The following is a 23,098-nucleotide window of genomic DNA, read 5'->3' as shown; positions in this document are numbered from 1 at the left end:
TTGAGCGAAACTCAAGGCAACCCTCAAGGTCGGCCGAACGATGCCAAGAATAATAACGCTCTACGTTCGCTGGGTGGATGCGTTCAACCGGGTGGTGGGACGCATCGTCATGTTCATGATCTTCGTCATGATCGGCGTGCTGCTCTTCGCCTCGGTGTCCCGTACCGCCTTCAACAGCCCGCTGATCTGGAGCATCGAGGTCTCGCAGTTCATGATGGCCGCCTACTACCTGCTGGGCGGCGCCTACGCCATGCAGATGGGCGCCCATGTGCGCATGGACCTGTTCTATTCGCGCTGGTCAGACCGTACCCGGGCCCTCGTCGACGCGTTGACCATCGTGCTGCTGCTGGTCTTCCTCGGGGCGCTGCTGGCCGGCGGCATCTCCAGCACCGAGTACGCCCTGCGCTACGGCGAGAAGAGCTACACCTCCTGGGCGCCGCCCCTGGCGCCGATCAAGATCGTCATGACCTTCGGCATCTTCCTCATGCTGCTGCAGGCCTTCTCGACTTTCTTCAAGGACGTTGCGCGCGCGCGTGGCGTGGTACTCGAAGGGGAGCGTCTCGAATGAGCTACGAGATGATTGCCCTGACGATGTTCTCGACCATGATGCTGCTGCTGCTGACCGGGCAGCGGGTGTTCGCTGTGATCGGCTTCGTCGGTGCCGCCTCGGCGCTGCTGCTGTGGGGCCAGGGCGGGGTGGAGATGCCGTTCAGTGCTGCCATCCAACTGATGAACTGGTACCCGCTGCTGACCCTGCCGCTGTTCATCTACATGGGCTACATGCTCTCCGAGTCGGGCATCGCCAGCGAACTCTACGAGATGTTTCACGTCTGGATGGGCTCGCTCAAGGGCGGCCTGGCGGTGGGCACCATCGGCCTGATGGTGGTGGTCTCGGCGATGAACGGGCTGAGCGTGGCGGGCATGGCCATCGGCGCGACCATCGCCCTGCCGGAACTGTTGCGCCGCGGCTACGACAAGATCATGGTCACCGGCGTGATCCAGGCCGGAAGCTCACTGGGCATCCTGGTGCCGCCCAGCGTGGTGCTGGTGCTCTACGGCATGATCGCGCGCCAGCCGGTCAGCCAGCTGTGGCTGGCGGGAGCCATCCCGGGGCTGATCCTTGCCGGGCTGTTCGTGCTCTACATCGTCATCCGCTGCCGCCTGCAGCCGCATCTCGGCCCGGCCCTGCCGGCCGAGGAGCGCCAGATGAGCCTGGCCGAAAAGCTCAAGCTGCTGCGCGCCGGCCTGCTGCCGCTGCTGATCTTCTTCTTCATGACCGGGCTGTTCCTGATGGGCGTGACCAGCTTGGTGGAGAGCTCGGCGGTGGGGGCGCTGGCCGCCACCCTGGCGGCACTGGTCAAGCGCCGCCTGACCTGGAAGGTGATCGAGAGCACCGTGCACAAGACGCTCGGCATCAGCTGTATGTTCATGTGGATCATCCTCGCCGCGCTGTGTTTCGGCGCGGTGTTCGACGGCCTCGGTGCGGTGCGCGCCATCGAGAACGTGTTCCTCGACCGCATCGGCATGAGCCCGTGGCAGATACTCGTGATGATGCAGCTCTCCTACATCCTGCTCGGCATGTTTCTCGACGACACCGCCATGCTGGTGATCGTGGCACCGCTCTACGTGCCGCTGGTGATCAGCCTGGGCTTCGATCCGATCTGGTACGGCGTGCTCTACACCATCACCGTGCAGATCGCCTACATGACCCCGCCGTTCGGCTACAACCTGTTCCTGATGCGCGCCATGGCGCCGCCGGAGATCTCGCTGGGCGACATCTACCGCAGCGTCTGGCCCTTCGTCGGCATCATGCTGATCGGGTTGGCGCTGATCACCATCTTCCCGCAGCTGGCGCTGTGGCTGCCGCAGCTCTATCGCGGCTACTGACTTCCAGGAGGTGAACCCGGCACGACGAAAGAGCACCGCGTTTCTTCCCACAACAAGCAACAACAGCAGGAGAAGAGAGATGACCAATCGTCGCGATTTCCTCAAGAAGGCGGGCCTGGCCACCGCCGCCACCGTGGGGGCCACGACCCTCTCGGCGCCCTACGTGCATGCCCAGTCGCGCAGCCCGATCCGCTGGCGCCTGCAGACCTACGCCGGGCCGGCGCTGGCCGAGCACGTGATCAAGCCCTCCATCGACGCCTTCAACAAGGCCGCCAACGGCGAGATGGAGATCGAGCTCTACTACTCCGACCAGCTGGTGCCCACCGGCGAGCTGTTCCGCGCCATGCAGCGCGGCACCATCGACGCCGTGCAGAGCGATGACGACTCGATCAATGCGCCGGTCGACGTCTCGGTGTTCGGCGGCTACTTCCCGTTCGCCTCGCGCTACAGCCTCGACGTGCCGGCGCTGTTCCACCACTACGGCCTCAAGGAGATCTGGGAGGAGGCCTACGGCGAGGTCGAGGGCGTCACCTGGCTCGGCTCGGGCGCCTGGGATCCGTGCAACTTCGTTACCCGTGAGCCGATTCGCAGCCTCGACGACCTCGAGGGCAAGCGCGTCTTCACCTTCCCCACCGCGGGGCGCTTCCTCAGCCGCTTCGGCGTGGTGCCGGTGACCTTGCCTTGGGAGGACATCGAGGTCGCCATGCAGACCCGCGAGCTCGACGGCATCGCCTGGGCCGGCATCACCGAGGCCTACACCGTGGGCTGGGCCGACGTCAGCAGCTACTACCTGACCAACAACATCTCCGGCGCCTGGGCCGGCTCCTACTTTGCCAACACCGAGCGCTGGAACGAGGTACCCGAGCATCTCAAGACCCTGTTCAAGCTGTGCATGGATAGCTCCCACTACTACCGCCAGCACTGGTACTGGTGGGGCGAGGCCCACTACCGCACCACCGGTGGCAAGCTGGAGCTGACCTCGATCCCCGAGGAGGAGTGGCAGCGGCTCGAGGACGAGGCGCTGGCCTTCTGGGACGAGATCGCCGAGGAGAGCGAGCGCAGCGCCCGGGTGGTGCAGATCCTCAAGGACTATCGCCAGACCATGCAGCAGGCCGGGCCTCCCTATCGCTACGGCTGAGGGAGGGGCGGGGGCGCCGGGCCGTCCCGGTGCTCCCGCCGGTTTTCATCGAACAATTTCGAAGCACAGTTTTGACGAACGGTTTCGAAGAAAGGTTTCGAAGAACGGTTTCGAAGAACAATGACAACGAAGGGTGGACGAGGAAGCAGCGATGAGCCGACTCCAGGCGAGAGACGTGAAGAGTGCCGACGACGCCCGGCGCATCGTCGAACAGCGCGGGCTGAGCCACGTCAAGGTTGGCATGTTCGACATCGATGGCGTGATGGTCGGCAAGTACATGCGCCGCGACAAGTTCTTCCATGCCCTGCAGCATGGCTTTGCTTTCTGTGACGTGGTGCTGGGCTGGGACAGCAAGGACGAACTCTACGACAACGTGACGTACACCGGCTGGCACACCGGCTATCCGGACGCCGCCCTGCGGGTGATTCCCGAGAGCTGCCGCGAGTTGCCCTGCGAGGGCGACATGCTGCTGTTCCTGGCCGAGTTCACCGGCCCGGCCGAGACGATCTGCCCGCGCGGGCTGCTGCGCCGCGTGCTGGCCAAGGCCGAGTCGATGGGCTTTTCCGCCTGCGGCGCGCTGGAGTACGAGTTCTTCCTGTTCCAGGAGACGCCGGAGTCGGTGCGCGAGAAGGGCTTTCGCGACCTCAAGCCGTTCACCCCCGACATGATGGGCTACTCGATGCTCAGGAGTTCGGTTCACGGCGAGCTCTATCACGAGCTGCTCGGCCTGGCCGAGGCGATGGACTTTCCCATCGAGGGGCTGCACACCGAGACCGGCCCCGGCGTGCTGGAGGCGGCGATCCGCGTCGACGAGGCGCTGGCCGCCGGCGACAAGGGCGCGCTGTTCAAGACCTTCACCAAGGTGTGGGCGCAGCGCCGCGGGCTGATGGCCACCTTCATGGCCAAGTGGTCGCCGGACTACCCCGGCCAGAGCGGTCACATCCACCTCTCGCTCAATCACGTCGACAGCGGCGAGTCGGCCTTCTTCGATGCCGACAAGCCCCACGGCATGAGCGACGTCCAGCGCCACTTCGTCGCCGGCCAGCAGCAGCTGATGCCGCAGTTCCTGGCCATGTTCGCCCCCACGGTGAACAGCTACACCCGCCTGATTCCCGGCTTCTGGGCGCCTACCGATGCCACCTGGGGGGTGGAGAACCGCACCACCGCGCTGCGGGTGATTCCCGGCAGCGCCAAGTCGCAGCGGGTCGAGTACCGCCTGGGCAGCGCCGATGCCAACCCCTACCTGGCGCTCGCCGCGGCGATCGGCTCGGGGCTCCATGGCATCGAACACCGGCTCGAGCCCGACGAAATGGTGACCGGCAACGCCTACGCGCTGGCCCACCCCGAACATCAGGCGCTTTCGCGCACGCTGTGGGAAGCGGCCCAGCGGTTGAAAGCTTCCGACGCGGCGCGCAGCCTGTTCGGCGATGCCTTCGTCGAGCACTTCGCGGCCACGCGTGAATGGGAAGAACGCCAGTTCCGACGCCACATCACCGATTGGGAGCTCGATCGCTATTTCGAAATTATTTGATCCGCACTGGCTGCGCGATCCGCAGGCTGTGTTGGAGCGAAAACTCGCGATGCTCATTGGCTACAGTCAACTCCGCTCGCTCCTTTTCGCTCCGCCTTGCCTGCGAACCGCTCGCTCAGCGCTCACCTTGTACTTGAGGCAATGAATTAGCAGGAGAACGCCAAGTGGCCATACAGAAGACGATTTCCCCGGTCGACGGGTCGGTCTACGTCGAGCGGGAGCTGGCCGACCCGGCGCAGGTCGAGGCGGCGCTGGAAAGGGCGGTGGCGGCGCAGCGGGCCTGGCGCGAGACGAGCCTGGCCGAACGGGCGCGGCTGTGTTCGAGGATGGTCGATGCCTTCGTTGCCCGTCGCGACGAGCTGGCGCGCGAATTGACCTGGCAGATGGGCCGGCCGATCGCCGTGGCCGGCGGCGAGATCGGCGGCTTCGAGGATCGCGCACGCACCATGATCGCCATGGCCGAGGAGGCGCTGGCGCCGATTCGCCTGGCCGAGAAGCCGGGCTTCACCCGCTACATCACCCGCGAGCCCCTGGGCGTGTCGTTCATCGTCGCGCCGTGGAACTTCCCCTTCATGACCGCGGTGAACGCCGTGGTGCCGGCGATCATGGCGGGCAATGCGGTGATCCTCAAGCACTCCGCCCAGACCCCGCTGTGCGCCGAACGCTTCCAGCAGGCCTTCGACGAGGCCGGCCTGCCGCAGGGCGTGTTCCAGCACCTGCACCTCTCCCATGACGCCGCCGAGGCGCTGATTCGCGACGCCCGCATCGCCCACGTCTCCTTCACCGGCTCGGTGGCGGGCGGGGCGATGGTCGAGCGCAACGCCGCCGGGCGCTTCATCGCCACCGGGCTTGAGCTGGGCGGCAAGGACCCGGCCTACATCCGCGCCGATGTGAACCTCGACGAAGCGGTGCCCGGAGTGATGGACGGTGCCTTCTTCAACTCGGGCCAGAGCTGCTGCGGCATCGAGCGCATCTATGTGCACGAATCGATCCTCGACGACTTCGTCGGGCGCGCGGTGGCCTGGGTGCGCCAGCTCAAGCTCGGCAACCCCACCGATCCCGCGACCACCCTGGGGCCGCTGGTGCGCCCCGCGGCGGCGGACTTCGTGCGCGGCCAGATCGAGGAGGCGGTCGCCGCCGGCGCCAAGGCCTGGGTCGACCCCGGCGAGTATCCGCTGTCGCGTCCGGGCAGCGCCTACCTGGCGCCGCAGGTGCTGACCGAGGTCGATCATTCGATGCGGGTGATGCACGAGGAGAGCTTCGGCCCGGTGGTCGGCATCATGCCGGTGGCGGACGACGACGAAGCCGTGCGGCTGATGAACGACAGCGACTTCGGCCTTACGGCCGCCGTGTTCACCCGCGATATCGCGGCGGGCGAGGCCATCGCCCGACGTCTGGAAGCCGGCACCGTGTTCACCAACCGCTGCGACTACCTCGACCCGGAGCTGGCCTGGACCGGCGTCAAGCAATCGGGGCGCGGCTGTTCGCTGTCCCGCGTCGGCTACGAGACGCTGACCCGGCCCAAGTCGTTCCACCTCAAACACGCCTGAGCTGGCCCAGGAGAACGCCATGAGCCACGACATGAACCACTACACCATGGGCTGGAACTATCCCTCGAACATCCTCACCGGGGCGGGGCGGATTCGCGACCTGCCCGAGGCCTGCAAGGCGCTGGGCATGGGCGCGCCGCTGCTGGTCACCGACCCCGGCCTGGCGGCGCTGCCGATGGTGCAGGCCTGCGTGCAGGCGTGCCAGGATGCTGGCCTGCGCATCGCCGTGTTCAGCCAGGTCAAGGGCAACCCCACCGGGCGCAACGTGCTCGACGGCATCGCCGCCTTCCGCAGCGGCAGTCACGACGGCGTGATCGCCTTCGGTGGCGGCTCGGGGCTCGACGCCGCCAAGGCGGTGGCGCTGATGGCCAATCAGCGTGAGGGATTGTCGCTGTGGTCGTTGGAGGACATCGGCGACAATTGGAAGAATGCCGATGCCCGGGCCATCGCCCCCATCGTCGCCGTGCCCACCACCGCCGGCACCGGCTCCGAGGTGGGGCGCGCCTCGGTGATCACCGATGAGGCGGAGCACGTCAAGCGCATCATCTTCCACCCCGGCATGGTGCCGGCCTCGGTAATCCTCGACCCCGAGCTCACCGTGGGGCTACCGCCGGCGGTCACCGCCGCCACCGGCATGGATGCGCTGTCGCACTGCCTGGAGGCGTGGTGTTCGCCGCTCTTTCACCCCATGGCCGAGGGCATCGCGGTGGAGGGCATGCGCCGCATCGACCTCTACCTGCAGCGCGCCTACAGCGATGGCCACGACCTCGAGGCGCGCATGAACATGCTGGTGGCGTCGAGCATGGGGGCCACCGCCTTTCAGCGCGGCCTGGGCGCCATGCATGCCCTGGCGCATCCGCTCGGCGCGCTCTACGACGCCCACCATGGAACCTTGAACGCGGTGCTGATGCCCTACGTGCTGCGTGCCAACGAGCGCGCCATCGGCGAGCCGATGGTGCGCCTGGGGCGCTATCTCAACCTGGACCAGCCGGGTACGGCGGCGGTGATCGACTGGGTGCTCGGCCTGCGCGAGCGGCTCGGCATTCCGCACAGCCTGGCCGAACTCGGCATCGATACGCGTCAGGCCGACAAGGTCGGGCGCATGGCGGTGGCGGATCCCTCGTCGGGCACCAACCCGGTCGCTTTCGACGCCGACGAGTACCGCGGCATCTTCGTGGCCGCCGTGGAAGGCCGGATCTGATCGCGCCGTTGTGGCAGGCCGAGACGGCAGGGATGGCTCAATGAAAGGAGATTCACCGATGCGCATCGGACTTCTGCAGTGCGATGACGTGGCGCCGGAACTGCGCGAGGCCCACGGCAACTACCCCGAGATGTTCGCCGCCCTGTTCCGGCAGGTCGAGCCCACGCTGGAGTTCCAGGTGTGGCGCTGCCTGGACGGTGAGATTCCCGACGACATCGATGCCGTCGATGCCTGGATGACCACCGGCTCGAAATATGGCGTCAACGATGGGCTGGCCTGGGTCGATGCGCTGTGCGACTTCGTGCGCGAGCTGTGGCGCGCCGGCAAGCCGCTGGTGGGCATCTGCTTCGGCCATCAGCTGATGGCCAAGGCGCTGGGCGGCGAGGTGGTCAAAAGCGAACGCGGCTGGGGCGTGGGCATGTCGTTCAACCGCATCCAGGCGCGGGCGGAATGGATGGAACCCTGGCAGCCGGGGCTCGACCTGCTGGTCAGCCACCAGGATCAGATCGAGGCGCTGCCGCCCGAGGCCGTCGTCGTCGGCGGCAGCGACTTCTGCCCCCACTACCTGATGCAGATCGGCGAGCACTTCCTCGGCGTGCAGGGCCATCCCGAGTTCACCAAGGCGTATTCCCGCGACCTCATGGCGCTGCGCCGCGAGCTGGTCGGCGACGAGCGCGTGCGCGAAGGGCAGAGCTCGCTTGCCACCGAGGTCGACGACACCCTGATGGCGCGCTGGATCCTTAATTTCCTGCGGCGTGCGATAGCGGCGCGCGGCTGATCCCGAAGCCATGCCGTCAGCGGAAGCGCGTGGCACTACAAGCTTTCAACCAGTCGGGTGCTTCGTCCTTGATGCTGGCGGCCAGCAGCCTCCCGGTGGTGGCCGCCAGGGTCAACCCCAGATGACCGTGGCCGAAGGCGTAGCCGACACCGGGCAGGGACGAGGCGGGGCCGATTACCGGCAGCGAGTCGGGCAGCGAGGGGCGCAGGCCGAGCCAGGTGTGGCTGGGCTCGCCGAGCGGGCCGAACAGGCTCTCGGCGTGACGGCGAATGTAGTCGAGCCGCCGGGGATTGGCCGGGTCGTCGTTGTGACCCAGCTCCACGGTGCCGGCGATGCGCAGGCGGCCCTGCATCGGCGTGAGATAGAAGGCGTACTCCCCGGGGCTGCAAGGCCGGCTGACCAGTTCCTTGGCGGCAGAGAATTCCAGGTGATAGCCGCGCTCGGAGATCAGCGGGATGCGGTCGCCGGCGGCCAGCGCCAGGGGGCGCGACCAGGCGCCCGCGGCGATCACCACCTTTTCCGCCTGCCAAGGCCCCTGATCGGTGTCGATGCCAACGCCGCCGGCGTGCGACGCGAGCCCCTGCGCCCTGGCGCGCACCAGCTGAACACCGCGGCCTTTCAGGCGCTCGGCCAGGCGTTGGGCCAGGGTCAGCGGGTCGCTGACGTGGCAGGCGTCGGGAAACAGGATGCCGCCCTGGGCCAGGCCCTCGAGGGCCGGTTCCAGCTCCGCCAGGGCACGAGCGTCGAGGCGCTCCTGTTTGATACCGAAACGCTCGCGCTCGGTGAACTCGGCCTGGGCCTCGTGCCACCCCTTGGCGCTGAGATAGAAGCACAGGCTGCCGCGCTGCTGCAGCAGGTCGCCGGTGTCTTCCAGGTCGCCGATGATGTGCCGCCAATCGTCGATCGACGGTGCCAGCAGTTCGCTCAGGATCTGGGTCGCCTGGGTGGCACTGCGGCGATTGGCGCGCTGCATGAAGCGCCACAGCCAGGGGGCGAGCCCAGGCAGGTGACGCCAGCGCAGGTGAAAGGGGGAGTGCGGCGACAGCAGCAAATGCGGCATCTCGCGCCACAGCATGGGATGCGCCAAGGGTTCGATCGCGAAGTTGGCCAGCAGGCCGGCGTTGCCGGAGGAGGCCGCGGCGCCGGGCGGCTCGGGATCGACCAGGGTGACCTCGAAGCCTTGCCGCTGCAGGTGCCAGGCGCAGGCCAGGCCGACGATACCGGCGCCGATGACCATGATCTCGGCGCGCTGGGTTGGCTGGCTCATTGTCGTATCGCCTGTGTCGGGGTGTCGTTGTCGTAACGTCCTGCCTACGATTCTCACTGTCGCGGCGTTGAACGACAAGCCGGACAGGCATCGCCCTGGACCCTGCGGGAGGATACGCTGAGGACCAGCAGACACCTTCGAGCGAGACACGGAGACCCAGGGAGATGACGTTGAGCGACGCCTGGCAGGTAGCCATCCAGCCCCTCGACCTTGCCACGACCAACCTCATCCTGCTCGGCCTGATACTCAGCTTCAGCATCCTGGCCGATACCATCGCCAATCGCACCCGGCTGCCGCGCATCTCGCTGCTGGTACTGGTGGGCGTGGCTGTCGCCGTGGTCCAGCAGTGGGGCCTGGGGCACGAGGGAGGGCGCCCCCTGGAGGGGCTTGGCGAGCCGCTGATCCAGGTCGCCCTAGTGATGGTGGCCTTCCTGCTGGGAGGCGAGCTGACGCTCGACAGGCTGCGAAGTACGGGGCCGCTGATCCTGCTCGTCTCCCTCGCGGTGCTGGGGGTGAGTATTGTCGTCGTCGGCTGCGGCCTGCTGCTGCTAGGTTTTCCGTTGCTGGTCGCGGTGAGCCTGGCGGCGATCTCGGTGGCCACCGACCCGGCCGAAGTGCGGGAAGTGATCCGCGAGAAGCACGATACACGGCTGCGTGCCCGGCTGCTGATGGGCATCGTCGCCATCGACGACGCCTGGGGCATCCTAACGTTCGGGCTGGCGATGGCGCTGCTCGGCTGGCATGTCTCGGGCGACGGTGGGACGGCAATGGTCGAGGCGGGTTGGGAGTTGGGTGGGGCGCTGCTACTGGGGGCGCTCATTGGCGTGCCGGCCGTGTGGCTGACGGGCCGGTTACGCCCCGGTGAGCCCACCCAGATCGAAGCCATCGCCCTGATTCTGCTGCTGGCCGGTTTTGCCGAGTGGCTTGAGGTATCGGCGCTGCTGGCGGCCATGTTCGCCGGTGCTCTGGTGGCCAATTTTTCGACCCATCACACTCGCTCCTTCAACGAGATCGAGCATATCGAATGGCCCTTCCTGGTGTTCTTCTTCGTTCTCTCGGGAGCCAGCATCGACCTGCGCTACGTCGGCGCCTCGGTTGGCTTGATCCTAGCCTACCTTCTGCTGCGCACGCTGGGCCGCTACCTGGGGGGCGTTGTGGCGGGCGGTCTCGCCCGCCAGCAGCGCCGCGAACTGCCGCACGACCTTGGCCTGGCCCTGACGCCCCAGGCCGGCATCGCCATGGGCATGGCGCTGCTGGTCAGTGAACGATACCCCGAGTACGGTGGCATGCTGCTCTCGGCGGTAGTGGCCTCCACGGTCGTGTTCGAGGTCGCAGGGCCGTTCATGGTCCGGCGGGTGCTTCGCTGACCCGCCCCTGGGCGCCTGGCTGACGCAGCAGGCGCAGCCCGTTGGCCACCACGATCAGGCTGGCGCCCATGTCGGCGAACACCGCCATCCACAGGGTGGCGTGGCCGGTGAAGGCGAGTGCCATGAACACCGCCTTGAGACCCAGGGCGATGGCGATGTTCTGTACGAGAATGTTGCGCGTGCGCCGCGACAGGCGCAGGAAGTCGGCGAGCCGGCGCGGGTCGTCGTCCATCAGGGCCACGTCGGCGGTCTCGATGGCGGCGTCGCTGCCCAGCGCGCCCATGGCGAAGCCGATGTCGGCGCGGGCCAGCGCCGGGGCGTCGTTGATGCCGTCGCCGACCATGCCCACCGAGCCCTGCTGGGCGCGGGCCTCGATCATTGCCAGCTTGTCCTCCGGCAGCAGCGAGCCGTGGGCCTCGTCGATGCCCGCCTGGGCCGCCACCGCAGCCACGCTCGCCGGGGTGTCGCCGCTCAGCATCAGCGTGGTCACGCCCAGACGGTGCAGCGCCTCGATGGCCTCGCGGCTCTCCGCGCGCAGTGGGTCGCCGACGGCGAACAGCGCCAGCGGGCGGGTCGCTTCGCCCAGGAGCACCAGCGTTTCGCCGCGAGCCTCGTGCTCGGCCAGTTGGGCGTCGAGCGCCTCGTCCGTCGTTGCGAACCGCTGCATCAGTCGGCGATTGCCGAGCCATACGGCCCGTCCCCCGAACTGAGCGACGACGCCGTGGCCGGGCAGCTCCTGCACGTCGCTCACCTCCAGCGGGGCGACGCCGTCCGCCTCGGCGGCGCGCGCCAGGGCCGCCGATACCGGGTGCGACGAACGTGCGGCGAGGCCCGCCGCCAGCGCACGTAGCCAGTCTCGATCAGGTGCGTCCAGCGTCGGGTCGAGCGGCTGCCAGGTCCGCTGTGCGGGGCGGCCCCGGGTCAGGGTGCCGGTCTTGTCGAAGGCCAGCGTCGTGAGGCGGTGGCCCTGCTCGAGCACGTTGCCGCCCTTGATCAGGATGCCCGAGCGCGCGGCGGCGGCCAGGCCGCTGACGATGGTTACCGGCGTGGAGATCACCAGCGCACAGGGACAGGCGATTACCAGCAGCACCAGGGCGCGGTAAGTGCCCTCGAGCCAGCCGATGCCGAACAGCCACGGCAGGGTGAGCGCCACCAGCAGGGCAAGGGCGAATACCGTGGGAGTGTAGACGGCGGCGAAGCGGTCGATGAAGCGCTGGGTCGGCGCACGGCTGGCCTGGGCCTGCTCCACGGTGTGGATGATGCGGGCCAGGGTGGTGTCGCTCGCCGCGCGGGTGGTGCGGTAGAGGAACTCGCTGCCCTGGTTGACGCTGCCGGCGAACACGGCCTCGCCCGGCGCCTTGTCCACCGGCAGGCTCTCGCCGGTGATCGGGGATTCGTCCAGCGCCGGGTGGCCTTCGGCGATGCTGCCGTCCAGCGCCAGGCGTTCGCCGGGGCGGACCCGCACCAGGCTGCCCTCGGCGACGTCGCTGGCCGCCACGCTGCGGAAGCTGCCGTCGGCCTGGCGCACGCTGGCGCGTTCCGGCGCCAGGTCGAGCAGCTCGCGAATGGCGTTGCGCGCCCGGCCCAGCGAGCGCGCCTCGATGCGCTCGGCCAGGGTGAACAGCACCAGCACCATGGCCGCCTCGGCCCATTGGCCGATCAGCAACGCGCCGGCCACCGCCACGCTCATCAACGCGTTGATGTTGAGCGTGCGGTGGCGCAGGGCGATGAAGCCCTTCTTCCAGGTCGGCAGGCCGACCAGGGCGATGGCGGCCAGCGCCAAGGCCGCGGCGAGCCAGGGTTCGGCCAGCCCCAGCCAGTGGCTGGCCTCGGCCGCCAGCGCCAGCAGCGTGGCGACGCCCAGCTTCCACCAGGGCGCCTCGTCGCTCGCCGTCGGCGCCGTGCGCTGGGTTGGGTCATCGCGCTCGGCGGTCATGCCGGTGGCGGCGATTCGGCGCCGAATGGCCTCCTCGCCGACATCGCGATGGTGCACGGTAAGTTTGCGGCCGATCAGGTCGAAGTCGAGCCGCTCGATGCCCGGCATGTCTTCCAGCGCCCGGCGCAGCAGTCCCTCCTCGGTGGGACAGCACATCGCCTCGATGCGCAGGTGCAGCGACTGTGCGTCGGAGGGGAGGGCATCGCGCCGGGGCGGGGCCGCAGGCGCGGCGGTAGGGCAAGTGCTGCCCGAGCAGCAGGATCGTTCCGCCATGGTAGGACTCCGTGTGGATGGTCTACCATGAGGAAACACCCTGTAGTGACTACAGAGTCAAGCGATTGAGAGGCCACCATGAAGATCGGCGAACTGGCCACCCGCACCGGTTGCCCGGTGGAAACCATCCGCTACTACGAGCGGGAAAGGCTGCTGCCCGAGCCGGCTCGCTCGAGCGCCAACTACCGGCTCTATGCCGAGCCCCACGCCGAGCGGCTGCGCTTCATCCGCCACTGCCGCACGCTGGACATGACGCTCGACGAGATTCGCACCCTGCTCGACTACCACGATAACCCGCGTCAACCGTGCAACGCGGTCAACGGCCTGATCGATGACCATCTGGCCCACGTCGAGGCGCGCATCGAGCAGCTCCAGGCGCTACGCGAGGCGTTGGCGACCCTGCGCTCACGTTGCCAAGGCGAGACCGACTCCAGCCACTGCGGCATCCTTCAGGAGCTGGCCCAGCCGGCAGCGAGCCAGCTGCCCGCCGAAACCGGCGAGCCCAGCCACGTTCCCGGGCCGCACGGCGGCCGCTGAAGCTTGGCGGTCGGCTCAGTCGCGCCGATGGACCCGGCGGCCCAGCGACCAAACCTCATCGATGGCCCACGCGTCCTCGGCGAGCACCAGCAGGTCGGCGTCGCGGCCGGGTTCTAGCCGCCCCTTGGCGGGCAGGCCGAGCGCGTCGGCAGCGTGGGTGCTGGCCACGCCGATGGCCTGTTCCAGGGCGATACCCTGCTCGTCGACGCACTCACCGAGCACTTCGAACAGGCTGGCGAGCCGGCCGGGCTCGAGGCCGATGAAACGACGCTCGGCATCGAAGCGCGGCAGCGAGGCGTTGGCATCCGAGGAGAGCGTGATACGCGATGGTTCGACGCGGGCGTGCAGGGCGCGGGCCACGGCCTCGGCGGCGGCGATCTCGCCGCCCGCCAGCAGCTCCGCCGTGGTGCTGGTGGTGAAGTCGATGCGCCCGCCCTCGCGGGCGAAACGCAGGCCGTCCTCGAACAGTTCGGCGGTGCGGTTGATGTGTGTCGGCAGGAACTGGGCGAGGGGAATGGCGCTGTCGCGGCTCGCCGCGCGCAGCGGCTCCAGATGGGAAGGGGCGTCGCCGGTGTGAATGAAGACGATGCCCGATTTTCCCGCCAACATGCCGGCGGTGCGGGCCTCCGAGGCCAGGCGTGCCAGCTCGAAGGCGGAGGGCTGCGAGCCACGATGGTCGCTGATCGCCACCTCGCCGAGGCCGATGAATTCGGGGATGTACAGGATATCGCTGCCTACCGAGCCGGTCAGGGTGACCGGCGGCAGCTGGTAGGAGCCGGTGTAGCAGTAGGTGGTCAGTCCGCCGGCGGCGAGTTCGCGGGCCTTGCCCAGCAGATTGGCCGGGGTGCGGGTCAGGGCGTCGGTGCCCAGTGCACCGACCAGGGTGGTGACCCCGGAGGCCAGGGCGTCCGCGAGCGTCAGCTCGGCGGTGCGAGTGCCGAAGCCGCCCTCGCCGCCGCCGCCGATGAAGTGCACCAGCGGGTCGACCAGCCCGGGAATCACCCGGCGCCCCTCGAGGTCGATCGCCTCGATGGCCGAGCCGGCCGCGGGCACCGACTCAGGGGCAGGCACGACGGCAGCGATGCGCCGGTCGGCGATCAGCAGGTGGCACAGTCCCATGGCGCGCGGGGCGTAGAGGCGGGCGTTCTTCAGCAGGGTCAGCATGCAGGCTCCTGAGGAAAGACGAGCGCCGGCGGGCGCCGGCGCTCGCGGGTGGGGTCAAGCCGCGTTACAGCTTGATATCGTAGTTGAAGTACTTCTCCATCAGCGCGTCGTAGGTGCCGTTCTCCTTGAGCGCGGCAAGCGCCTCGTTGAAGCGCTCGGCCAGCTCCCGGTCGCGCTTGCGGAAGGCCACCCCCACGCCCTGTCCGAAGATGTGCTGGGGTTCCTTGATGAAGCCGCTGATACGCTTGAAGTCGCTGCCTGCGGTATCGATGGCGATGGTCGACTCGGCCACCGGGTAGTCCATGAAGGTGAGGTCGAGGCGGCCGGCGCGCAGGTCGGTCACCACGTCGTCGGCGCTGGTGTAGCGACGAATCTCCACCAGGTCACCGTAGAGTTCGGAGACGTAGTTGTCCTGCAGCGTGGCGCGCTGTACGCCGACCGTCATGCCTTCGAGGCTGTCACGATCCTCGACGTCAATGTCGCGGTCGTTGGCGGTGATCCAGACGCTCGGCGTGGTGTAGTAGGGCTCGGAGAACAGCACCTGCTGGGCGCGCTCCTCGGTGATCGACATGGAAGACAGGATGGCGTCGTACTTGCGTGCCAGCAGGCCAGGAATGATGCCGTCCCAGTCCTGCTCGACCCAGGTGCAGCTGGCCTCGAGGTAGTCGCACACGGCGTTGCCCAGCTCGATCTCGAAGCCGGTCAACTCCCCGTCGGGGGTGCGGAACATGAAGGGCTCGTAGGGAACGTCGACGCCGAGGCGAATGTCGTCGTCCTGGGCCTGAGCGATACCGGAGAACAGGCTGGCGACCAGGCCGGCGGCCAGGAACAGTTGGATAGAACGCATGGGGCTTCCTCCCGGGAAGGCGTTTGTTGTGGTGCGTTGCGGTGGTTAGGGGGTCGCCGCGTACGCGCGGCAACGGGTCATGCGATCACGGGCACAGGGACCGTGAGGCATCGGCTGGCACGGGGCGTGCCGATACGGCCGGGAAGGCCGCGGAAGGGCTTATTCGTCGAACCATTCGCTGAGGTAGAAGCTGTCGAAGAAACAGCGGTAGGCCTCGAGCGCTTGGTGGCGGTGGGTGGCGGAATCGATCATGGACGGTGTCCCGATGCGATGCTTGGAGAGATCGACTGTCGATCAGCCGACCGGGCTTGTCAACCCCTCCCCGGGGGCCGGGGAGGGGAGAGGCGTGCGCTTAGTCTTCGAAGTAGCGCTGGTAGATCTCGTCGTAGGTGCCGTCTTCCTTCAGCGTGGCCAGGGCCTCGTTGAAGCGCTCTGCCAGCGCCTCGTCGCGCGGCCGGAAGGCGATACCGAAGCCGTCGCCGAAGTACTCCTTGGGCTCGGTGATGGTCTCGCCCACGACCTTGTACTCTCGCTCTTCGCTGTCGAGCAGGGTGGACTTGCCCACCGGGAAGTCGAGGAAGACGATGTCGAGACGCTGGGCTTCCATGTCCAGCACCATGTCGTCGGCGGTGGAGTAGCGGCTGATCTCGGCCACGTCGCCGTAGAGGTCGGTGACGTAGTTGTCCTGCAGGGTACCGCGCTGCACGCCGATGGTCATGCCGTCGAGCGCCTCGGGGGTGGGCTCCTCGAGGTCGAGTTCGGCGGGGGCGAACCAGGCCGACGGCGGCGTGATGTACGCATCCGAGAACAGCACGGTCTCGCGACGCTCGTCGTTGATGGTCATCGAGGACATGATGGCGTCGTACTTGCGCGACAGCAGGCCGGGAATGATGCCGTCCCACTCCTGCTCGATCCACTCGCAGGTCACGCCGATCTCTTCGCACATGGCGTTGCCGAGCTCGATGTCGAAACCGGTCAGTTCACCTTCGGGCGTGCGGTACTCCATCGGCTCGTAGGGCACGTCGACGCCGAAGCGAACGTGATCGTAATCACGGGCCTGGGCGGTACCGGCGGCGATGGCGACGCCCAGCAGGGATACAGTCAGCAGTTTTTTCATCGTTCAGTTCCTTGTTTTCGTTCGTGCACCGTTAAGGTGACGTCGCGCCTGAATTTAGCGCAGCCACGCCGGGGCCGAAAGTCCCCGCACGCGGTATTTCCAACGCCTGTTTGACGTTGATCAGTTCCCGCTCAACGGCTTGAGGTGTGCCAGCAGCCGCTTCTCCAGGTAGCGGAAGAGATAGAGGATGGCGAAGGTCAGGCAGAGGTAGATCAGCGCGGCGAAGATGAACGCTTCGAAGGGTGCGTAGTAGCGTGCGTAGACGAAGCGGGCCGCGCCGGTGATGTCCATCAGCGTGACCACGCTGGCGATGGCGCTGGCGTGCAGCATGAAGATCACCTCGTTGCCGTAGGCCGGCAGGGCGCGGCGGAAGGCGCTGGGCAGGATGATGCGGCGCATCGTCAGCCCCTGCGACATGCCGTAAGCCCGCGCCGCCTCGATTTCGCCGCGCGAGGTGGCCTTGATCGCGCCGTGGAAGATCTCGGTGGTGTAGGCGGCGGTATTGAGCGTGAAGGCGATCAGCGCCGGATAGAAGGCCTCCTTGAGGATGGGCCAGAACATAGTGTCCTGAATGCCCTCCACGAAGACCACGCCGTAATAGATGATATAGAGCTGCACGAGCAGCGGCGTGCCGCGAAACACGTAGGTGTAGAAGTAGACCGGCAGCTTGATCCAGCGGTGCTTCGAGCCGCGCAGGATGGCCAGCGGCACGGCCAGCACCAGGCCGACCAGCAGCGACAGGAAGACCAGCTGGCTGGTGGTGACCAGCCCCCCCCAGTAATAGCCCAGCGTCTGCGGGGTGAAGATGACGTTGCCTTCCAGCACGGCGGCGAGCCATTGGTTCAGTGGTTCCATGTCAGTGCTCTCCGAAGCCGATATCGTAGCGCTTCTGCAGGCGGGCGAAGATCCACTCCGATACGCTAGCGATCAACAGGTAGATGACCGCCACGGGGATCAGGAAGGTGAACGGCTCGTGGGTGGCGCGGGAGGCTTCGGCGGCGACGCGGACCATGTCGGTGAGGCCGATCACCGAGACCAGCGCCGTGGTCTTGAGCAGTACCATCCAGTTGTTGGAGAGCCCCGGCAGCGCGTGGCGCATCATCAGCGGGAAGCGGATGCGGCGGAACACCAGCCACGAACCCATGCCGTAGGCCTTGGCCGCCTCGATCTGGCCGTGGTCCACCGCCATGAAGGCGCCGCGGAAGGTCTCGCCCATGTAGGCGCCGAAGATGAAGCCGATGGTGATGACGCCGGCGACGAAGGCGTTGAGATCGATGTACCAGTCCACGCCGAACTGGTCATAAAGCTTGTCGGTGAGCAGGTTGAGCCCCATCTGGCCGCCGAAGAACAGCAGCATCATCAGCACCAGATCGGGGACGCCGCGAATCAGTGTGGTATAGAGCGTGGCCGTGCGATGGAGCAGCCAACTGCGCGACATCTTGGCGCTGGCGGTCAGCAGGCCGAGCAGGACCGCCAACGCCAGCGACAGCACCGCCAGTTGCAGCGTGACACCGGCGCCTTCGAGCAGGCGAGGGCCGTAGCCGTGTAGATCGAGCATGGATGTCCCCTCAGTACTTCGGTGCCAGGAACTGCTGGAGCCGCGGCGAGGTGGGGTTGACCAGTACCTCCTGGGGCGGCCCCGCCTCCTCGACCAGTCCCTGGTGCAGGTAGATCACCTGGCTCGACACGTCGCGGGCGAAGCCCATCTCGTGGGTGACCACGACCATGGTGCGACCCTCCTCGGCCAGGTCGCGCATGACCTTGAGCACGTCGCCGACCAGCTCCGGGTCGAGCGCCGAGGTGGGCTCGTCGAACAGCATCACCTCGGGGTCCATGGCCAGCGCCCGGGCGATCGCCCCACGCTGCTGCTGGCCGCCCGACATCTGTGCCGGATAGGCGTCGGCGCGGGCGGTCAGGCCGACCCGCTCGAGCAGGGCGCGGGCCTTCTCGATGGCCTCCTTGCGCGGCACGCCGAGCACGTGGATGGGCGCCTCGATGACGTTCTCGAGCAGCGTCATGTGTGCCCACAGGTTGAAGCTCTGGAACACCATCGACAGCTTGGCGCGCATGCGCACGACCTGCTTCCAGTCGGCCGGTTCGCGACCGTGCCGGGTCTGCTTGAAGCGGATCTCCTCGCCGTGCACGATCAGGTCGCCCTCGTCGGGCTGCTCCAGCAGGTTCATGCAGCGCAGGAAGGTACTCTTGCCGGAGCCGGAGGCTCCGATCAGGGTGATGACATCGCCCTTGCGGGCCTGCAGGGAGAGGCCCTTGAGGACTTCGGTATCGCCGAAGCGCTTCTTGATGTTGCGCACTTCGAGGGGAATCGGGGTATCGGCCATGGGACGGGCTCCAGATCGGGACGAGTCGCCGGGGCGACGGCCGGTTAAGCGGGCAGGCGCGAAAAAGGGGCGATTCTAACAGGCCTGAGGGCTTTCGGCAGAGGGAAGCCAGGCCAATCCCATGGGACGATAGTCGATATTCTGGCGGTCAAGGATCATTAAAAGGCTCCTGATTATTGTTCTGAGGCGAGAAGAAACGCTGGATTTGCCGGTTCTTGCAGGTGTTTTCTGGTGTCAGTCGGGTGGTGGTGTCGGCCGGGCCAGCAGCGCAGCACGCGCACCCAGCTCGACCTCGGCATTGGGAAACACCACGCTGAGCGGCGCATCGGCGACGACGAAGGGGCCGGCCTCGGCGTCCTCGGCGAGCCGCGCGCCGGGCTGGAACTCAGTGAAGTTCGGCGTGTCGTCGGCGAAGCACAGGCGGAAGTCGCTGGAATGGCGCATCAGTTCGTGGGCCACGCGGAAGAACACCATGCGCTCGGGATCGGCTCCCCGCGGTTCGCGCCCTGCCAGTAAGGCTTCGATAAGCCGGGCCATCGGCATCAGCGGGGCAAGGTCGTTCTCGCCGAAGGGCAGCGCGCGTCCCAGCTCCAGAGTGAAGGCCTGCGCGCGGTGATAATGCTTTGAGTAGTGCGAAAACGTCCAGCTGTGCCGATGCTGGTGCAGCACCGCCTGGATGTTCGCCGCCGCCAGCCAACGCCACTGTTCATGACGTGTCGCGGTCTCGGCGTAGGGCTCGACCACGAAGCGCGGGTAGCGGCTGTCGCGAATCGCCGTGTGCAGGTCGTAATGCAGGCGCTCGCGGCCGGGATAGCGGGCGAAGAAGTCGTCGACCGCACGCATCAGCAGGCGGGCACGGTCCGGCTCCATGCCGGTTTCGCCGAGGTCGCGACGGAACAGGCGATTGAGATTGGTGTGCACGTAGCGCGTGCCGCGCCGAATCGCCTCGAGGTTGCCCAGGATCACAAGCACCGGTGCGCCCAGCCTCAGCAGGCCCGCTTCGAGGCGGGCGAGGCACGCCCCCAGCAACTCGATGGGCGCGGTTTCGTTGCCGTGGATGCCGGCCGAGAGCACGCAGGCCGGCGCATCATCGCGGCAGGCGGCGGGCGTCAGCTCGAGAACGCCGGCCGCGTGCAGGGTATAGGTACCGCCGGGAAGGGGCCCGCTGGGCTGGCTGGGGCTGGCGTCTTCCAGGCTTAGCTCGATCCATTCCGACAGCATGGGATGTCCGGGTCGGTTGTGAGTAGGATGGTGAGACCTTGGCCACCATCCGGTGCGCGGGTCCATATCGCAAGATCGTGCGTCGGGCTGGTGAAAGCCCGGGTGCGATATTGAAACTGGGCGTGCCGACCTTTGGCCAATAGGGGCGGGGCCAGGCGGGGACTAAGCTGACCCTTCCATTCCGCCCGACGAGGAGCCCGTCATGCCAACCGCCCTCGGTGACGACACCTTCGCTCATGGTCGCCAGCTCAATGAGCATTACGCTGCCGGCGACGTGGCGGGACAGCCCCTGCTGGCGCACCTGCGCGAGGCGTTCCGGGCGGCGGGGTGCGACCCGGAGCGCTTGAGTCTCGACGACGTGGCCGGCATCGATCAGTTGCACCTCGGCGGTCGCAGCGCCAGCCGGGCCCTGGCGGCACTGGGTGAGTTGCGCGGCGGCGAGCGCGTGCTCGACGTCGGCTGTGGCACCGGCGGCGCCAGCCGGCTGCTGGCCGCGGAGTACGGCTGCGACGTGGTCGGGGTCGATATCACGGTGGCCTTCGTCGAGGTGGCGCGCTGGCTCAGCGCGGCCACCGGTCTGGCCGAGCGATGCCGCTTCTCCTGCGCCGACGCCGCCCACGTGCCGCTGGCGGCGGGCGGCCTCGACCTGGTGTGGTGCCAGCATGCGCTGATGAACATGCCGCACCTGCCGCGGGTGCTGGCCGAGTGGCGGCGCCTGCTGGTACCCGGCGGCCGCGTGCTGCTGCACGAACTGGTGGCCGGCGACAACCCCGAGTCGCTAGCGCTGCCGGTGCCCTGGGCGCGTACCGAGGCCACCAGCCATTTGCGCAGTCGGGAGCGGCTCGAGCGTGCCATGGTGCTGGCCGGCTTCGAGCCCTTCGCGGTGGCGGACGTCACCGAGGCGGCCCTGGCCTGGCGGCAGGCACCCGGTCGACGGGATGGTGGCCTTGACGCGGCCGGGCTCCCGGGGCCGACGCTGCTGTTCGGTGCGGAATTCGGGCGCATGGGATGCAACCTGCGCGACAACCTGGCCGCCGGCAGGGTACGGGTGCTCCAGGGCGGCTGGCGGCTGGCGCGACGATAAATTCGAAACGCCTGGACGAAATGCTTCGCTTTTCTTCATTGCGTTCCTTTCTATGCTGTCAGGTACCCGCCGGCGGAGCCGGCGTTTGGACGGCAACCAGGAAAGGAGGCGTAAGATGACCAAGGTACTCGTGCTCTATCACTCCATGCATGGCCATATCGATACCCTCGCCAAGGCAGTGGCGGAAGGCGTGCGCCAGGTGGAAGGTGCCGAAGTCTGGGTGAAGCGCGTACCCGAGACCATGGATTCCGAGGCCTTTGCCAAGGCCGGCGGAAAGACGTTCGATACTCCCGAGGCCAAGCCCCAGGAGCTGGCCGATTACGATGCGGTGATCTTCGGCACGCCGACCCGCTTCGGCAACATGACCGGGCAGATGCGCACCTTCCTCGACCAGACCGGCAGCCTGTGGGCCAAGGGGGCGCTGCGCGGCAAGGTGGGCAGTGTGTTCACCTCGACCGGCACTGGCGGTGGCAACGAGACCACCATCGTGACCTCCTGGACCACGCTGGCGCACCACGGCATGCTGATCGTGCCGATCGGCTATGGCCTCGAGTCGCAGTTCGACATCTCCAGCGTGCAGGGCGGCTCGCCCTACGGGGCATCGACCCTGGCCGGGGCCGACGGCTCGCGCCAACCGACCGAGCACGAACTGGAACTGGCCCGGATGCAGGGCAGGAGCGTGGCCGACGTCGCGGTCAGGCTCGCCTCCTGAAGCGACTGCGAAGACGAAAGAAGGCGCGGCAAATGCCGCGCCTTGCTGGCATGGCCGCCAGGGCCATGCGCCAGACCTGACGGTCCATGCTCAGTTGCTCTGCATGGCCTCCCGCAGGGTCTGGTTGTCGTCGAGTTCTTCGTACTGGTCGCTACCGTAATCGCCGGATTGCCCGCTGTCACCGGACTCCACGACCAGTTCGCCTTCGCTGCGAATCTCGAGTTCGTCGATGGGATAGCCCATCTCGTCCTCGCCGAAGCCGAGGAAGCCGCCCTCGGAGATGACGACGTAAGTGTCGTTGCTCTCGGTGTCGCGAACCACGCGCTCGACGTCACCGATCTTCTCGTCATCCTGTTTGCTGTAGACGGCCTGTCCTTCGACCTCGCTGACCTCCATGCTCATCAGGTCATCGCCCTGTGCGGCCTGGTCCTGGTCAGCCTGGTTCTGCGAGGCCTGTTCGGACTCCTGCTGCTGGTCCTGCTGCTCGTCCGGATTGCGAATCTCGGCCTCGGCCTCTTCGGCATGCTCCACCTCGACGTCGGCCTCGCCCTTCTTCTCGACCGTAACGTTAGGCTCGGCCTGCTCCACATCGACGTTGGGGTCCTGCTGCTCGATGGTGACCTCGGGGGGGTTCTGCTCGACCTGGACGTCGGGCGGCTCTTGCTCGACCTGCACTTCGGCCGGTTCCTGATCGACGTTCACGTCGGCGGGTTCTTCCTCGACCTGAATCTCAGCGGCTTCGCTGCCTGACTGGGCCTGAGCGCCCTGATCCTGAGCGCTCTCTTCGCTCATCTGCTGCTGTTCGTTAAGCGGCTGAGTCTCCTCGTCCTGAGTCTCCTGGGCGAGCAGGCCGTGGCTCAAACCGGTGCTCAGTGCACCCACCGCAATGGCAATTGCTGTCCTTTTCATGCCGTTCCTCCTTTCATTGCGCTTTGCCCTAGTGGGCTGGCACTGATCAGGCTAGACGAAGAATTTGCTTTAAAAGTGGCTGCTTACCGAATGGAAACGAAAACAAAGCAGAGCGTTACGCAGGAGAATGCCTGTTTCATTCTTTGCGGCATCGGGTTAACACGGATCAGGTCGAATACGCGAGGCGCCCAGGCAAGGTAGATTGGTATCGCCTACCAGGGCTCCCCTTAATCAAGGGTT

The 23,098-nt window shown here is 67.2% G+C and carries 21 protein-coding genes; 11 read left to right on the top strand and 10 right to left on the bottom strand.

From position 1 onward, the window contains the following. Positions 1-40 precede the first annotated feature (40 nt). From HNO51_RS16675 to HNO51_RS16645, 7 genes are all read left to right on the top strand, one after another. A complete protein-coding gene (locus HNO51_RS16675) occupies positions 41-568 on the top strand; it encodes a TRAP transporter small permease subunit (protein ID WP_197448370.1) in 528 nt (175 codons plus the stop codon). Continuing rightward, the gene (locus tag HNO51_RS16670; RefSeq protein ID WP_209537918.1) at positions 565-1,887 is read left to right on the top strand and encodes a TRAP transporter large permease; all 1,323 of its coding nucleotides are present in this window, start codon (positions 565-567) and stop codon (positions 1,885-1,887) included. Before HNO51_RS16675 ends, HNO51_RS16670 begins: the two co-directional genes overlap by 4 nt. A gap of 79 nt (positions 1,888-1,966) precedes the next feature. Further along, entirely contained in the window at positions 1,967-3,025 is a 1,059-nt protein-coding gene (locus HNO51_RS16665) for a TRAP transporter substrate-binding protein (RefSeq protein ID WP_197448368.1), read from the top strand. A gap of 151 nt (positions 3,026-3,176) precedes the next feature. After that, positions 3,177-4,556 (top strand): glutamine synthetase family protein, encoded by a 1,380-nt coding sequence (locus HNO51_RS16660; protein WP_209537917.1) that lies wholly within the window; start codon positions 3,177-3,179, stop codon positions 4,554-4,556. A 164-nt stretch (positions 4,557-4,720) separates the two neighbouring features. Further along, positions 4,721-6,106 carry an aldehyde dehydrogenase family protein gene (locus HNO51_RS16655; protein ID WP_209537916.1) on the top strand — a complete coding sequence of 462 codons (1,386 nt, stop codon included), beginning with the start codon at positions 4,721-4,723 and terminating at the stop codon, positions 6,104-6,106. Positions 6,107-6,125: 19 nt separating this feature from the next. Then, complete coding sequence (locus tag HNO51_RS16650; RefSeq protein ID WP_209537915.1) at positions 6,126-7,307, top strand: iron-containing alcohol dehydrogenase; 1,182 nt, start codon at positions 6,126-6,128, stop codon at positions 7,305-7,307. A 58-nt stretch (positions 7,308-7,365) separates the two neighbouring features. Further along, on the top strand, positions 7,366-8,085 hold the full coding sequence (locus tag HNO51_RS16645; RefSeq protein ID WP_209537914.1) for a glutamine amidotransferase-related protein: 720 nt from the start codon (positions 7,366-7,368) through the stop codon (positions 8,083-8,085). A 16-nt stretch (positions 8,086-8,101) separates the two neighbouring features. Here HNO51_RS16645 and HNO51_RS16640 read toward each other — a convergent pair whose 3' ends face one another. Beyond that, positions 8,102-9,352: an NAD(P)/FAD-dependent oxidoreductase gene (locus HNO51_RS16640; protein ID WP_209537913.1), complete on the bottom strand. Its 1,251-nt coding sequence runs from the start codon at positions 9,350-9,352 to the stop codon at positions 8,102-8,104. 164 nt (positions 9,353-9,516) lie between these two features. On the opposite strand from HNO51_RS16640, the gene HNO51_RS16635 reads away from it, so the two are divergent. Beyond that, on the top strand, positions 9,517-10,719 hold the full coding sequence (locus HNO51_RS16635) for a cation:proton antiporter (RefSeq protein WP_197448362.1): 1,203 nt from the start codon (positions 9,517-9,519) through the stop codon (positions 10,717-10,719). Here HNO51_RS16635 and HNO51_RS16630 read toward each other — a convergent pair. Further along, positions 10,694-12,928, bottom strand: a complete 2,235-nt coding sequence (locus tag HNO51_RS16630) for a heavy metal translocating P-type ATPase (protein WP_209537912.1) — start codon at positions 12,926-12,928, stop codon at positions 10,694-10,696. The two genes, HNO51_RS16635 and HNO51_RS16630, sit on opposite strands and share 26 nt — an antisense overlap. A 78-nt stretch (positions 12,929-13,006) precedes the next feature. Between HNO51_RS16630 and cadR the strand changes: the two genes are divergently transcribed. Further along, positions 13,007-13,465, top strand: coding sequence for a Cd(II)/Pb(II)-responsive transcriptional regulator (gene cadR / locus HNO51_RS16625; RefSeq protein ID WP_197448360.1), 459 nt, complete (start codon positions 13,007-13,009; stop codon positions 13,463-13,465). A 15-nt stretch (positions 13,466-13,480) separates the two neighbouring features. Here cadR and iadA read toward each other — a convergent pair whose 3' ends face one another. The 7 genes from iadA to HNO51_RS16590 form a co-directional block, all read right to left on the bottom strand. Further along, a complete protein-coding gene (iadA, locus tag HNO51_RS16620) occupies positions 13,481-14,629 on the bottom strand; it encodes a beta-aspartyl-peptidase (protein WP_209537911.1) in 1,149 nt (382 codons plus the stop codon). A gap of 64 nt (positions 14,630-14,693) precedes the next feature. Next, positions 14,694-15,476 carry a transporter substrate-binding domain-containing protein gene (locus tag HNO51_RS16615; protein WP_197448358.1) on the bottom strand — a complete coding sequence of 261 codons (783 nt, stop codon included), beginning with the start codon at positions 15,474-15,476 and terminating at the stop codon, positions 14,694-14,696. 352 nt (positions 15,477-15,828) lie between these two features. Further along, positions 15,829-16,593, bottom strand: a complete 765-nt coding sequence (locus HNO51_RS16610) for a transporter substrate-binding domain-containing protein (RefSeq protein ID WP_209537910.1) — start codon at positions 16,591-16,593, stop codon at positions 15,829-15,831. Positions 16,594-16,713: 120 nt separating this feature from the next. Next, positions 16,714-17,448, bottom strand: coding sequence for an ABC transporter permease (locus tag HNO51_RS16605; RefSeq protein WP_209537909.1), 735 nt, complete (start codon positions 17,446-17,448; stop codon positions 16,714-16,716). Between the two features lies 1 nt (position 17,449). Beyond that, entirely contained in the window at positions 17,450-18,151 is a 702-nt protein-coding gene (locus HNO51_RS16600) for an ABC transporter permease (protein WP_197448355.1), read from the bottom strand. A 10-nt stretch (positions 18,152-18,161) separates the two neighbouring features. After that, positions 18,162-18,932 carry an ABC transporter ATP-binding protein gene (locus tag HNO51_RS16595; protein ID WP_197448354.1) on the bottom strand — a complete coding sequence of 257 codons (771 nt, stop codon included), beginning with the start codon at positions 18,930-18,932 and terminating at the stop codon, positions 18,162-18,164. 234 nt (positions 18,933-19,166) lie between these two features. Next, a complete protein-coding gene (locus tag HNO51_RS16590) occupies positions 19,167-20,153 on the bottom strand; it encodes a succinylglutamate desuccinylase (RefSeq protein ID WP_209537908.1) in 987 nt (328 codons plus the stop codon). Between the two features lie 202 nt (positions 20,154-20,355). Between HNO51_RS16590 and HNO51_RS16585 the strand changes: the two genes are divergently transcribed. Both HNO51_RS16585 and wrbA read left to right on the top strand, forming a co-directional pair. Then, complete coding sequence (locus tag HNO51_RS16585) at positions 20,356-21,237, top strand: class I SAM-dependent methyltransferase (protein ID WP_209537907.1); 882 nt, start codon at positions 20,356-20,358, stop codon at positions 21,235-21,237. A 115-nt stretch (positions 21,238-21,352) separates the two neighbouring features. After that, positions 21,353-21,949 (top strand): NAD(P)H:quinone oxidoreductase, encoded by a 597-nt coding sequence (wrbA, locus tag HNO51_RS16580; RefSeq protein ID WP_197448351.1) that lies wholly within the window; start codon positions 21,353-21,355, stop codon positions 21,947-21,949. A 90-nt stretch (positions 21,950-22,039) separates the two neighbouring features. Here the strand turns inward: wrbA and HNO51_RS16575 are convergent, their stop codons facing one another. After that, entirely contained in the window at positions 22,040-22,858 is an 819-nt protein-coding gene (locus HNO51_RS16575; RefSeq protein WP_209537906.1) for a PRC-barrel domain-containing protein, read from the bottom strand. Positions 22,859-23,098 lie beyond the last annotated feature (240 nt).

The organism is Billgrantia sulfidoxydans, assembly GCF_017868775.1.
In the GTDB taxonomy this organism is placed as follows: Bacteria; Pseudomonadota; Gammaproteobacteria; order Pseudomonadales; family Halomonadaceae; genus Halomonas; species Halomonas sulfidoxydans.
The sequence above is the reverse complement of the archived record's forward strand: the minus strand, read 5'-3'. Positions and strand labels throughout refer to the sequence as shown.